The 12,937-nt window shown below is 64.2% G+C and carries 10 protein-coding genes; 3 read left to right on the forward strand and 7 right to left on the reverse strand.

Annotated features, from left to right (window positions below):
• From JFN90_RS05460 to JFN90_RS05480, 5 genes are all read right to left on the reverse strand, one after another.
• Positions 1-954, reverse strand: a complete 954-nt coding sequence (locus JFN90_RS05460; protein ID WP_199394091.1) for a TIGR01212 family radical SAM protein — start codon at positions 952-954, stop codon at positions 1-3.
• Positions 955-1,617, reverse strand: coding sequence for a thiamine phosphate synthase (gene thiE / locus JFN90_RS05465; RefSeq protein WP_199394092.1), 663 nt, complete (start codon positions 1,615-1,617; stop codon positions 955-957).
• A complete protein-coding gene (locus tag JFN90_RS05470) occupies positions 1,614-2,396 on the reverse strand; it encodes a thiazole synthase (protein WP_199394093.1) in 783 nt (260 codons plus the stop codon). Before JFN90_RS05470 ends, thiE begins: the two co-directional genes overlap by 4 nt.
• A 105-nt stretch (positions 2,397-2,501) precedes the next feature.
• Complete coding sequence (thiS, locus tag JFN90_RS05475; protein ID WP_199394094.1) at positions 2,502-2,711, reverse strand: sulfur carrier protein ThiS; 210 nt, start codon at positions 2,709-2,711, stop codon at positions 2,502-2,504.
• 183 nt (positions 2,712-2,894) lie between these two features.
• The gene (locus JFN90_RS05480; RefSeq protein WP_199394095.1) at positions 2,895-4,520 is read right to left on the reverse strand and encodes a sensor histidine kinase; all 1,626 of its coding nucleotides are present in this window, start codon (positions 4,518-4,520) and stop codon (positions 2,895-2,897) included.
• 326 nt (positions 4,521-4,846) lie between these two features.
• Between JFN90_RS05480 and JFN90_RS05485 the strand changes: the two genes are divergently transcribed.
• Positions 4,847-5,629 (forward strand): IclR family transcriptional regulator, encoded by a 783-nt coding sequence (locus JFN90_RS05485; RefSeq protein ID WP_199394096.1) that lies wholly within the window; start codon positions 4,847-4,849, stop codon positions 5,627-5,629.
• A gap of 111 nt (positions 5,630-5,740) precedes the next feature.
• On the opposite strand, the gene coaE is transcribed toward JFN90_RS05485, so the two are convergent.
• Both coaE and JFN90_RS05495 read right to left on the reverse strand, forming a co-directional pair.
• On the reverse strand, positions 5,741-6,355 hold the full coding sequence (gene coaE / locus JFN90_RS05490) for a dephospho-CoA kinase (RefSeq protein WP_199394097.1): 615 nt from the start codon (positions 6,353-6,355) through the stop codon (positions 5,741-5,743).
• A gap of 16 nt (positions 6,356-6,371) precedes the next feature.
• Complete coding sequence (locus JFN90_RS05495) at positions 6,372-8,042, reverse strand: DUF342 domain-containing protein (RefSeq protein WP_236018885.1); 1,671 nt, start codon at positions 8,040-8,042, stop codon at positions 6,372-6,374.
• Between the two features lie 331 nt (positions 8,043-8,373).
• On the opposite strand from JFN90_RS05495, the gene JFN90_RS05500 reads away from it, so the two are divergent.
• Both JFN90_RS05500 and JFN90_RS05505 read left to right on the forward strand, forming a co-directional pair.
• Positions 8,374-10,386, forward strand: a complete 2,013-nt coding sequence (locus JFN90_RS05500; protein WP_199394098.1) for an FAD-dependent oxidoreductase — start codon at positions 8,374-8,376, stop codon at positions 10,384-10,386.
• Positions 10,387-10,441: 55 nt separating this feature from the next.
• A complete protein-coding gene (locus tag JFN90_RS05505) occupies positions 10,442-12,913 on the forward strand; it encodes a molybdopterin-dependent oxidoreductase (protein ID WP_199394099.1) in 2,472 nt (823 codons plus the stop codon).
• Positions 12,914-12,937 lie beyond the last annotated feature (24 nt).

The raw sequence follows: 12,937 nt of genomic DNA on the forward strand, positions 1-12,937 counted from the left end.
TCAGGCCGCCCTGACCTCGCTGGCGAGCCGGCATCCCTGCCAGCTGCCGCGCCTTCTCAGCTCGTTGATCACGGCGTACCACATCTGGTTGTTCTTCAGGTTCCAATTGGGGGCGACCCGGATGGAGAGCGGGGCCGAGCCGTACAGCCTTTGTACCGTGACCCGTGCCGGCAGCTCCTCCAGGAAGTCGCAGGCGGTAGCCACGTACTCGTCGATGCCGATCGGCTGCCAGCTCCCGTCCCGATACATCTCGGCGAGCCGCGTGTTCTCGACCGCGTGCAGCTGGTGCAGCTTGACGGAGTTGACCGGGAGCGAGGCGATCAGGCGGGCGGTCTTCAGGAAGCCGCTCCTGGTCTCGCCGGGGAAGCCGTAGATCAGGTGGGTGCAGATCTCCAACCCCCGGCCGGAGAGCCGCTCCACCGCGTCCAGGTACTCGGCCAGGGTGTGGCCGCGGTTGATCCGGGATAAGATGGCGTCGTCCATGGACTGCAGGCCGAGCTCCACGCAGACGTAGTGCTCGCGGGCGAGTTCGGTGAGAAGGTCGATGGCGGCGGGGGAGAGTGAATCGGGGCGGGTACCCACCGAGATACCGAGGACGTCCGGGTGGGCCAGGGCGCGCCGGTACAGCTCGGCGAGCTTTTCCACCGGGCCGTAGGTGTTGGTGTACTTCTGGAAGTAGACGATGAACTTGTCGCTGGAGAGGCGCGCGCGGTGGTACTCCATCCCCGCCGCCATCTGCTCCTCGACCGGGATCAGGGCCTGGGTCTCCTTGGGGGAGAAGGAGCTGTTGTCGCAGTAGATGCACCCGCCGGTACCGCGGCTGCCGTCGCGGTTGGGGCAGGTGAAGCCCCCGTCCACGTTCACCTTGCTGACGCGACAGCCGAAGCGGCGCCTCAGGTACGAGCCGTAGGAGTTGATGCGCAGTTCGCTATGGATCGGTTCGCCCACGGTCATCTAGTCGTTATGCTCCTCGAGCGGGGGCAGCAGGGCCAAAAGCCTCTTGGCCGCCTCGCGCGGCTCCGGTGCGGAGAGAATGGCGGAGATGAGGGCGATGCCGCGCACGTCGCCTGCGACCACCTCGGCGCAGTTGTCCAGGTTCACCCCCCCGAGGGCGAACACCGGGATCTGCAGCATCTGCGCCACCTTGTTCAGCTTCTCGATACCGACGGGCTCCCCGTAATCGGCCTTGCTGGGGGTGTAGTAGACCGGGCCGAAGGTGATGAAGTCGGCTCCCATCTCCTGGGCGGTGATGGCCTGGGTCTGGTTGTGACAGGAGACCCCGATCAGCTTGCGTTCGCCCAAAAGCCTCCTCACCTTGTACAGCGGCAGACTGGAGCTGCCGATGTGGACGCCGTCGGCTTCGACCGCCAGCGCCACGTCGATGCGGTCGTTGATGAGCAGCTTGGCGCCGTAGCGGGAGGTGAGGCGGCGCAGTTCCTGGGCCGTCTCGTAGAGCTCTTTGGTGCTGGTGGCACTCTTGTCCCTGAGCTGCACCGCACGCACGCCCCCCCGTAGGGCCTCCTCAACCACGAACTCCAGGTTGCGCCCGAGGGTCTCGCCGCGTCCGGTGATCAGGTAGAGGTTGAAGTCTATCCAGGGGGAATCGAGCTCTTTCACGCGATCAGCCCTGCCAGCGGGGACGAAGCGGAGGCGTACAGCTTCCTCGGGATGCGCCCGGCGCGGTAAGCGAGCCTCCCTGCGCGGACCGCGAGGTTCATCGCCTCGGCCATGGCGACCGGATCCTGGGCCCCCGCGATGGCGGTGTTCATGAGCACGCCGTCGCAGCCAAGCTCCATGGCGATGGCCGCGTCGGAGGCGGTGCCGACCCCGGCGTCGACGATCACGGGTACCTTGATCGTCTCCAGGATGATCTGGATGTTGTACGGGTTCCGGATGCCCAGCCCCGAGCCGATGGGCGCTCCAAGCGGCATCACCGCCGCGCACCCCATATCCTCGAGCCTCTTGCAGATGATGGGGTCGTCGCTGGTGTAGGGGAGCACGGTGAACCCCTCCGCGATGAGCACCTTGGCCGCCTTCAAGAGCTCCTCGTTGTTCGGGAAGAGCGTCTTCTCGTCGCCGAGTACCTCGAGTTTCACGAAGTCGGAGAGCCCAGCCTCGCGGGCCAGCCGGCAGGTGCGGATGGCGTCGTCGGCGGTGTAGCAGCCGGCGGTGTTGGGGAGCAGGGTGTATTTCTTCTGGTCGATGTGGTCTAAGAGGGATTCCTTGCTCCGGTCCGAGATGTTCACCCTTCTCACCGCGACCGTGATGATCTGGGCGCCGGAAACCTCAATGGCGCGCACCATCTGCTGGAAATCGGCGTACTTGCCGGTCCCCACCATGAGGCGGGAGTCGAATTCGCGTCCTGCGATGACGAGCTTGTCGTTTGTTGATGGCATCACTATTCTCCAATCGGTGGCGTCTTGTCAGATGGTCGGCTCAGGCCCTGCCGGCGCGGGACCGGAAGGCGAGCGGGATACGTGCGGGCGGGGTGCCGCGCCAGGCTAGCCGCGGAGGGCGCCCCCTCCCACGAAATGGACGATCTCCAGGGCGTCGCCTTCCTTGAGCAGGGTGGTCTCGTACTGCGCCTTGGGGAGGATGTCCAGGTTCAGCTCCACCGCGACGCGGCGCGGGTCGATGCCGAGGGAAACTAGGTACTGCTGAACCGTGAGGGGATCGATCGATACGGCTTCGCCGTTGGTGGTGATGTTCACTGCGGCTCCGGTACTGCGTGACGTTGGGGCTGGCTTTCGCCGCGGCGCGAGCCGGGCGTAACCCGACCGTAAACTAACAATACGGCCCCCTGCTGTCAATCGTTTTCTTCCGCGCAGTTGCGCCCAGTACGAGGCGCCGGGAGGGGGCGGGTGAAGGGGAAATGCCCCATTGTATACGGCTTTTTAGACGGTGGTCGGTTCCGCCGGGAGTTGCGCGGTGGCGGGGGGCGCGGGGGCGAGCGTGGGCTCGTCCGCTTCGGGAATGGGGAGGAAGATGGTGAAGGTGGTTCCGGCACCCTTCTGGCTTTGCACCTCGATGTGCCCGCCGTGCTCCTGGACGATGCCGTAGGAGACGGAGAGCCCGAGGCCGGTCCCCTTGTTGGACTTGGTGGTGAAGAAGGGGTCGAAGATCCGGCCCAGGTTCGCCTCCGGAATGCCGCAGCCGTTGTCGCTGATCTTGACGAAGGCCTGCCCCTGCAGCGGGTCGACGCCGGTCACCACCATGACCATACCCTCGCCGCGCAGGGCGTGCCCCGCGTTCACCAGCATGTTCACGAGGACTTGCTCGATCTGGTTCGGGTCGATCAAAAGCGACGGGACGCGTCCCGAGTAGTTGCGGGCGATGGTGACGTCCTGGAACAGGATCTGGTGCCGGACCAGTTCGAGCGCGGCGTCCGAGATCTCGTTCAGCGAGCAGGGGGATTTCTGGGGCGGCGCGCAGCGGGCGAACTCGAGGAGCCCCTTGACGATGCCGGCGCAGCGCTTGGTTTCCCGCAGCACCGTCTCGATGTCGTTTTTCAGGACCGGGTCGAGCTTTGGGTTACTCTGGATCAGGGAGGCGAACACCAGGATCCCGGTGAGCGGGTTGTTGATCTCGTGGGCGATGCCGGCCACCAGCTCCCCCAGCGAGGCGAGCTTCTCGGACCGGATCAACTGCGCCTGCATCCGGGTGATCTCCTGGGTCCTTTGCTGGACGATCAGCTCCAGGTCGCGCCCCCATCCCTCCAGCTCCTCCCGGGCCTTCTTGAGGTTGACAGTCATGGTGTTGAAGGAGTCTGCCAACTCCCCCAGTTCGTCTTGGGCGAAACTGTGCACCAGGCCGTCCAGTTCGCCGCGGGCCAGCATCTGGGTGTGTTCCAGGAGCTCCCGCACCGGGCGGTTCACGAGTTTCTGGGTGAAATAGGTGAGGCTCAGCGAGGTGAGGGTGATGAGGAGCAGGGTGAGGAGCAGCATGCGGCCGCGGTAGGCGTCCAGCAGTGAATGCATCCGGTCCAGCGGCACCACGACGTCGAGCACTCCGAGCACCTTGAAGTTCTCCGGGTGGAAGTGGCAGCTCGCGGTGTAGCAGCCCTCCTCATTGTAGATGGCGTTGGTGATGCCGAGAAATTCGGCGCCGGATTTGCCGTAGAAGCGGCGGCTGCGGTTCTTGGAGGAGGCGGTCAGGAGGAGTTGCGATCCGCCGTGGCAGATGCCGCAGACCTCGGAGTGCTTGCCGAGCACGGTCCCGGTCTCGGAGTCGTCGGTGGAAAAGATGATACGCCCGGTCTTGTTGATGAGCCGGATCCGCTCCACCCCCTGCTGGTTGCCGATCTCCTCGATGGTCTTATAGAACAGGGGACGGTCGTCCCGGAGCATCTGGTTGTGGGTGGTGCGGATGATGGTCTCGGTGATGCGGTCGGCCTCGGAGATCGCCTCCTGCAGCAGGAGCCCCTTGAGGCTTTGCAGGTTCAGGTAGGCGAACAGGGCCATGGTGCACAAAAGCACCAGTCCGGTGGCCAGGGCAAGCTTGGAAATCAGGTTGAGGCGCACGGTGGCTCTCCGCCGATTTGCCGGCGCCGATGCCCGGGCGCCAGACCGTCAAGATCGCATCGCTGCGAACGTCTTGTTGCTTGACATTTCTAGAACATAATTCTATATTTTGCGTGTATGACACTATCCGGAGCCGCATCCTGCCGACTTTACCAGTGGAAGCTGTTTTACCGCTCCTGCCGGACGGCGGTTTCCGGGCCGCAACAGTAGGGCGAGTTTAAACACATTAAAAGCGTTTATCAAGCGATTAATTTTCTTGACACGGCTTATCAAATGGCCTAGTTAATATTGTTTGAAATTTTTCCTGATATTTATAGGTGCAGCCAATGGCGAAAAAAGAGAAATCTGAGTACATCATTCAGGCCGTCTCCCACGCACTCGACCTCCTGGAGCAATTCCACGACGAGGTGGACGAACTGGGCGTGACCGAGCTGAGCAAGAGGCTGAAGCTTCACAAGAACAACGTTTTCCGTCTCCTGGCTACCCTGGAGTCGCGGAACTACATAGAGCAGAACAAGGTAACGGAAAACTACCGCCTGGGGCTCAAGACCCTGGAGCTGGGGCAGACCTTCATCAAGCAGATGGGTCTTTTGCGCCAGTCCCGCCCGGTGCTCGAGGCACTGGTCAAGGAGTGCAACGAGACCACCTACGTCGCCATCCTCAAGGAATTCCACATCGTCTACCTGGACGTGGTGGAGACCGACCTGACCGTGAGGGTCGTGCCCCGCGTCGGCGCCCGCCTGCCGGCCTACTGCACCGCCGCCGGCAAGGTTCAGATCGCCTACATGACCGACGAGGAGCTCGAGAACTACCTCCCCACCAAGGAGATGAAGCGCTACACCCAGAAGACGGTCACCGACCGGGAGGAGCTCAAGAAGCACCTCAAGGTGATCGCCGAGCAGGGTTACGCCATCGACGACGAGGAGATGGATGTCGGTGTCAAGTGCGTCGGCGCGCCGATCCGCGACTACACCCGCCGCATCATCGGCGCGGTGAGCATCTCCGGCCCCTCGATGCGCTTCACCGACGAGCGGCTCGAAAAGGAGCTGATCCCGCTGGTGATCCGCTCCGGCGAAGAGATCTCGCACAAGCTGGGCTACCACAAGTAGACAGGTCAAGACTAAGACAAAGGTTAAGATTGAAATAAAAAGAAGGCCCCGCTTCCCGCGGGGCCTTCTTCATTCATGCTCCCTTCTTTCCCCGGGGGCGCCGCCCATTGCTCACTCCCGCTCCGGTTCCCGGTCCGCTATCTCCTCGCGCCACAGCTTTAACACCTGCGCTTCCAGTTCCTCCTTGCTGCCCCGGTTGTCGATGACGACCTTGCCCAGCTTCTTCTTTTCCTCCATGGGCATCTGCGAAGCGATGCGCGACAGCGCCGCCTCCCGAGAGAGTCCGTCGCGCGCCATCAGTCGCTGGAGCTGGGTCTCCCGGTCCAGGTAGACCACCCAGACCTCGTGCACGCGCGACGTGATCCCGGCCTCGAATAGCAGGGGGGCGACGTAGAAGGCAGTGCTGGTCCCGGCTGCCCTGAGCCGCTCCAGTTTCTCCTCAGCCCTTTGCTTGATGGCGGGATGGGTGATCCCCTCCAGGGTGCGTCTGGCTGCCGGGTCGGCGAAGACGATCTCCCCGAGCGCGGCGCGGTTCAGGGTGCCATCGGGGTTCACTATCTTGTCGCCGAAGCTCGCCACGATCTGCGCCAGGGCCTCCTCGCCCGGCTGCACCACCTCACGCGCCAACTGGTCGGCGTCGATCACCGCCGCTCCCAGCCGCTCTAACAGGTGCGCGGCGCTGGTCTTGCCCGAGGCGATCCCCCCGGTGAGTCCTATGATGCGCATGCCGCTCCTTTTCCTTTCAAAATGCGATCCCCTCCTCTCCCAGGGTAAAGGTCGGGTTGGTCAGATCCTCCTCGACGAGGAGGGTGCTGGAGCCGATCCTGATCTGCGCCCCCAGGAAGGCGTCACGCTCCACCTCGACCCGGGCCTGGGCGTTGATCTCCATCCTTTTCTGCAGCCTTTTCTTCTCCCCGGTGAGCTCGGCCAGTTCCCCTTGGCACTTGGTGTAGATGCGCTGCTTCAGGTTGAAGAGCCCCTCTTCCATGCTGCCGGGGTTTTCCTTGACGTAGGCCAGGGTCTTGGTCAATTCATCCAGCTGGCGCTGTTTCTCGGCCAGGTTCTCCTGCACCATCTCCAGCTTGCGGTTCAAAGCCGGATCGACGCCGACCTCGATGACGGTGGGGACCCCGGCGTGGGAGCCGATCACCACGGCGTGCACGAGGGTCGCGGCGCGACAAAGCCCGCCGATGATGTGCCCCTTGCGTCCCCCTTTCTCGCCGACCAGGATGCTCCCGCCTGAGGTGAGATCGCTCTGCATGGCCAGCTCCCGGATCACGATGTCCCCGCCAGCGCTGATGGCGGCGTTTTCCGCGAACTGCACCGTCACCGTACCGCCCGCTTCCAGTTGAGCCATCTCCTGGCGGCTCAACATCTTGCCCGGCTGGGCCGCCTTGCCGTGGCCGATCACGCCCCCCTGGATCACGATGTTTCCTCCCGCCTTGACCCGCGCGGCTTCCACGAGCCCCCCCACCGTGATGTCCTCGGTGGCGGTGACCTCCATCCCCTCGCTGACATCGCCTGAAATCTCGAGCGATCCCTTGAAGTGGAAGTTGCCGGTGGAGAGGTCGACCCGCTTCAGCTTGAAGATCGGATCCACCATGACCCCGCGCGGTACGATCACGGGGTAGCCGGAGATGGCGGCCACCAGCATATCGCAGTCCTTGAGGTCGCAGGCGATGCCGGTCAGGTTGTCCGCGAAGGGGATGTCGATCCCGTCGCTGGTGGGAAGCTCCACCCCCAGCAGGTTCGTGCCGGGGATCCCGGTGGTTGGCGCGGTGCGGCGCATGAGGGGATCGCCCAGGCTCACGCTCACGATGTCGCCCAGGTTGCGATAGTCAGCCATGTCGTCATCGGAGAGCTGCGGCGCTTGGGTCGCCATCTCCGGGACCAAGCTGATGAACTGACTGTCCTCCCCCGGAATGGGCGGGGTCCCCTGGGCAATGACCACCTTGGCGGCCTCGCCTGCGGCGACCGCCGCGTCGATTTCGTCATAAAGGATGCCGCAGACTACCCCGGCCCGGGACAGCTCCTGTTCCACCTCTTCCCGGGTGATCCGGCGCCCGCCGCAGGCTGGCTGGATGCTCATGGTGGCGCTCATCATGTCGTCGGAGAGCTGCACGGTCAGGGTCGCGTCACGCCGTTCACCGATTTGCAGGGTGAACGCTACCGGGGAGACGGCGCAGCGCGCCAGCAGCTGCTCCAGCGCGTCCTGTGACACGAAGAACTCCCGGTAATCCGACGCCTCGATCGCCTCGCGCAGCTGCCCGACATTCAGGGCGCGCCGCTGGGTGACCGGGGTGTACTGCGCCTGCAGGGACTTCTGGTCCGGGCTCAATTGCAGCTTCAAGCCGGTGCCGTCGAGCATGTCGGTCTCCATGACCCCCTCCGGTGACGCCCACGGGGCCTTCATGGGCGCTTCCAGATTAAGTATCGGCATCTCCAGCAAAAAGTTGAATTCTTTAAGGGGGCGCGTCGCGCCGTGCTGGGGGCGATGTTAGGGCCTATCGCGGACAAAAACAACCATTAATTGAAGCTATGGAGAAGGGCGCCCGCCGTCGTGATCGCCGCTCGTCGTATACGGCGTACCCCAGCGATAATCCGCATGATTTTTCGCTTGATTAGAGCCGAGTGATGTGGTAAAAACTGGATACTGTATACAATGTACACCGAACAATTTACTTAATAAATGTAAATATTTAGCCGATAATCCGGCCAATTTTACAGCTATTTCGGAGGCCTAAGTGGCAGAGGTAGTTTTTTCCAGCTGGGGCAGAAACGTAGTTGATAACCGCAAGGGGGGCGAGAAGAAAGAGGTCTCCTTCAAGCTGCCCGCCACCTACGACGGAGAGCGGCCGCTTTCGGCTTTCATCGGCTGGGACGGCATCATCTTGTACAACAAGGATGTCGACATCCCCGCCATGATCGCCGAGTACATGAAGCGGGTTCAGACCAAGTACGTTTGCGGCAAATGCACCCCCGGCAAGAAGGGGACCCGCGTCATCATGGATGCCCTCTCCGGGATCATGGAGGGGCGTGGCAAGGAAGAGGACCTGGACACCATCCTCGACGTCGGCAGCGTCCTGTCGCACTGCAAGTGCACCCTCTGCCCGAGTTCCTCGGTGCCGGTCATCGACGCGGTCACCCACTTCCGCGACGCCTTCGTGAATTACATCCGCGGCGCCAAGAGCCTCTCGTCGGAGTTCCGCTACATCGAGAAGTACACCGCCCCCTGCATGGACAAGTGCCCGGCCCACATCGATATCCCGACTTACATCGAGTCGGTGAAGGACTACCGTTTCGGCGACTCCCTGGCCACCATCCGTGAGTCGATGCCGCTGCCGTCGGTTTGCGGCCGCGTCTGCCCTCACCCGTGCGAAACCGCCTGCCGCAGAAAGAACGTGGACGAGCCGATCAACATCATGGTGCTTAAGCGCAGCGCCTCCGACTACGAGTGGCAGCACGGCCACCTCCCCCCGATGGCTCCCAAGGCGAAGCAGAGCAAAAAGGTCGCCGTGGTGGGTGCCGGCCCGGCAGGCCTCGCCGCCGCCTACTACCTGGCCCTGGAAGGTTACCCGGTCACCATCTACGAGGCCCTCCCTCTTGGTGGCGGCATGGTCGCCGTGGGCATCCCTCCCTACCGCCAGCCGCGCCACCTGTTGCAGCGCGACATCGACATCATCGAGTCCCTCGGGGTCGAGATCAAATACAACACCAGGGTGGGCAAGGACGTCACCCTCGCCGAGCTGCGACAGAAGTTCGACTCCGTGCTCCTCGCTCCGGGCGCACACCGCTCCAAGCCGATGGGCGTCGAGGGTGAGGACAAGGGGTACAAGGGCTTCCTGACCGGCGGTATCGACTTTCTGAGAAACGTCTACCTGGGCCTTCCCACCGGTATGGGCAAGAAGGTCTTCGTGGTCGGCGGCGGCAACACCGCCATCGACTGCGTCAGGGTGGCGCTGCGGGAAGGGGCCGAAGAGAGCGTGCTCGTCTACCGCCGCTCCCGCACCGAGATGCCCGCGGACGTCTGGGAGGTCGACGGGGCGGACGAGGAAGGGGTACGCTTCGAGTTCCAGGTGCTCCCGACCAAGGTCATCGCCAACGAGCAGAACGAGGTCACCGGGGTCGAGCTGATCAGGATGGCTCTCGGCGAGCCGGACGCCTCCGGGCGCCGCCGTCCGGAACCGGTGCCGGGCTCCGAGTTCGTCATCGAGTGCGACACCATCATCCCGGCCATCGGCCAGGACGCCGATCTCTCCTTCATCCCGGCCGATGCGGGGATCGACACCACCAAGTGGAGCACCATCGTCACCAAGTACGTGCCGCTCAAGGGACACGACGGCAAGGACCTGAAGGACGGCATGGGCAACATGCTCTCCAGGACCCTGATCACCGACTGCGACGGCGTCTTCGCCTCCGGCGACGCCGAGATCGGCCCGCTCACCGTGGTCGCCTGCGTCGGCAACGGTCACCGCGCCGCCAAGGTGATCCAGCGCTACCTGGAAGGGAAGGGGGTCAACCTCACCGACGACGAGCGGATGGAGGACATCCTCTCCTACTTCGGCGTCTACGACAAGAACGAGGACGTGCAGTGGCTGGACAGCGCCTCGCGTGAGCACCAGAAAGAGGTGCACGGCAAGGAGAGGGCGAGCTTCAAGAACTACTGCGAGGTGGAACTGGGCTACGCCAACAGCCAGGCGGTGCGGGAGGCCGAGAGGTGCCTGCGCTGCTACCGGGTCGCCATGGTGGCCGTCTAGGGCCGCAGCACCCGGACCTATTGCAATTCATTACACCGAATACTGAGGTTTTTATATGGTCAGCTTAACCATTGATGGCAAAAGCGTGCAGGTCGAGAAAGGTACCACCATACTGGAGGCCGCAGCCACGGTAGGGATCACGATCCCGACGCTGTGCTGGCTCAAGAAGGTCTCCCCCACCGGCGCCTGCCGCGTCTGTGCGGTAGAGGTGGCGGGTGTGGAGCGTACCATGACCGCCTGCAACACGCCGGTCAAGGAGGGGATCGAAGTCACCACGGACACCCCGGCCCTCAGGGAAGCCCGCCGCAAGATCATGGAGCTCATGCTGGTGAACCACCCGCTGGACTGCCCGGTCTGCGACGCCGGCGGCGAGTGCGACCTGCAGGATTCCTGCTACGCGCTGAACGCCACCAAGCAGGACTACTCGGCGATCCTGGAGCGCAAGGCGATCCGCTACGACTGGCCGCTCATCGAAAGCGACCCCAACCGCTGCATCCTGTGCGAGAAGTGCGTCAAGGTGGACCACGAGATCGTCGGCTGCGACGCCATCGAGGTGGTCAACAAGGGCGAGGACGCCATCATCGACACGGTGGACGGCAAGCCCTTGAACTGCGAGTTCTGCGGCAACTGCGTCGCGGCCTGCCCGACCGGCGCCCTGATTACCAAGCCCTTCAAGTTCAAGGGGCGTCCCTGGACCTTCAACCGCATCCCGAGCGTCTGCGCCTTCTGCGGCGCCGGCTGCCAGATCGACTACCACGCCAAGGACGGGCGTGTCGAGCGGGTCACCAGCGAAGACACCAGCTACAACAACGGCAACCTCTGCATAAACGGCCGCTTCGGCTACCGCTACCTGCACTCCACGGAGAGGCTCGCCGATCCGCTGCTGCGCGGCGACTCCGGTGCCCTCGCCAAGACCGACTGGGATACGGCGCTCGGGACGGCGGCCGCGAAACTCAAGGAGATCGTGGCGCGTGACGGCGGCAAGGCCGTGGCGGGACTCGGCTCCCCGAGGCTTACCAACGAGGAGAGTTTCCTGTTCCGCAAGCTCTTCAGCGAGGGGCTCGGCAGCTCCAACCTCGATTCCGAGGCTGGCTTGGGCTTCGCCCAGGCGCAGGCGCAGATGCAGCGCCGCTTCGGCTTCACCGGCGCCAGCAAGCAACTCGACGCGCTCGACGAGGCCCAGGCGATCCTGGTCTTTGGCTGCGACCTGAACGCGGAGGCGACCGGCGCCGAGTACCGCGTCATCAAGGCGGCCACCAAGAAGGACGCCCGCCTGGTGCTGGTAAACATGCGCGACGTGAAACTCAGGAAGTTCTCCAACGCGCACCTGAAGCACCTCCCCGGCACCGAGCTCCAGGTCGTCTACGCCCTGATGAAGGGACTCGTCGAGGCGGGCGTGGCGCTGCCGGCCGGGTCCGAGAGCATCAAGGACGGGCTCGCTCAGCTCTCCATGGACGAACTCTGCCAGCAGGCCGGCGTCACCGTGGCCGCGGTGGAAAACGCGGTACGGCAACTCGCCGGCATGACCCGCGTAGCCATCGTCTTCGGCGCCGACCTGATCCGCAGCGCCGACGCCTCCGCCAAGATCGCGGCGCTCGCCGACCTCGCCGTCCTTACCGGCTCGGCCAGCGAGCAGGGGGGCGGCATCTTCCCGATCGACGCCAAGAACAACACCGTGGGCATGCTGGACATGGGGGTCACCCCCGGCGCCGACGGCAAGGACATCTGGGGCATCGTCGAGGGGATCGAGCAGGGGAGCATCAAGGCGCTTTACCTCCTGGGATGCGACCTGTCCGGCCTCCCGGACAATCAGCGCATCCGCAAGGCCCTCGGCAAGCTGGAACTGCTGGTGGTACAGGACGTCTTCCAGGGCGATTCCCTCGACTACGCCCACGTCGTGCTGCCGGCAGGCGCCGCCGCCGAGAAGAGCGGCTCCTTTACCTCGCTCGACAACCGGGTCCAGGCCATTTATAAAGCCGTGGACGCACCGGGGCAGGCCAAAGAGGACTGGGTCATCCTGGCCGATCTCTACGGCAGGCTGACCGGCAGCGTCCAGCGCATTACCCCGGCGGGCGTCATGGAAGAGATCAAGGTGTCCGCCAAGGGGTATCAGCCCTTCGACGGCTCCCGCAACGGCGTCATCAAGGGGGGGACTGCGGCGAGAAACGACGCCCCCCTGGCGCCGATCGCCAAGCCCGCGGCACCGGCCCGGCCGAAGTTCCAGCTCCTGGTCGGCCCGATCGGGTTCCACAACGGCACCTCCACCACCCGCTCGGACGCCAACCTCGACGTGGCACCGGCCGGTTTCGTCGAACTGCATCCCGCCGACGCGACCGCCTTGGGCGTCGCCGAAGGGGCGAGCGTTAAGCTCTCCTCCGGCACCGGCGCCCTGACCGCTGCCGCGAGGATCAGCGACAAGCTGCAGCCCGGGCTGCTCTTCGCACCCGCGCACTTCCGCGATCTGAACGCCAACGCGCTCCTCAAGGGGAACTGCAACCTGGTCGAAGTGAAGGTTGAAAAAGCGTAACCTCGCCGCGACGGCGTGACTGAC

The organism is Geomonas propionica, assembly GCF_016458235.1.
GTDB classification, from domain to species: Bacteria; Desulfobacterota; Desulfuromonadia; order Geobacterales; family Geobacteraceae; genus Geomonas; species Geomonas propionica.

What these genes read in the sequence shown, in the direction of transcription:
- JFN90_RS05495 (WP_236018885.1), bottom strand. Translation starts at nt 8,042, where the DNA reads ATGAAGGCCCCGTGGGCGTCACCGGAGGGGGTCATGGAGACCGACATG.
- JFN90_RS05470 (WP_199394093.1), bottom strand. Translation starts at nt 2,396, where the DNA reads ATGCCATCAACAAACGACAAGCTCGTCATCGCAGGACGCGAATTCGAC.
- coaE (WP_199394097.1), bottom strand. Translation starts at nt 6,355, where the DNA reads ATGCGCATCATAGGACTCACCGGGGGGATCGCCTCGGGCAAGACCAGC.
- JFN90_RS05485 (WP_199394096.1), top strand. Translation starts at nt 4,847, where the DNA reads ATGGCGAAAAAAGAGAAATCTGAGTACATCATTCAGGCCGTCTCCCAC.
- JFN90_RS05460 (WP_199394091.1), bottom strand. Translation starts at nt 954, where the DNA reads ATGACCGTGGGCGAACCGATCCATAGCGAACTGCGCATCAACTCCTAC.
- JFN90_RS05505 (WP_199394099.1), top strand. Translation starts at nt 10,442, where the DNA reads ATGGTCAGCTTAACCATTGATGGCAAAAGCGTGCAGGTCGAGAAAGGT.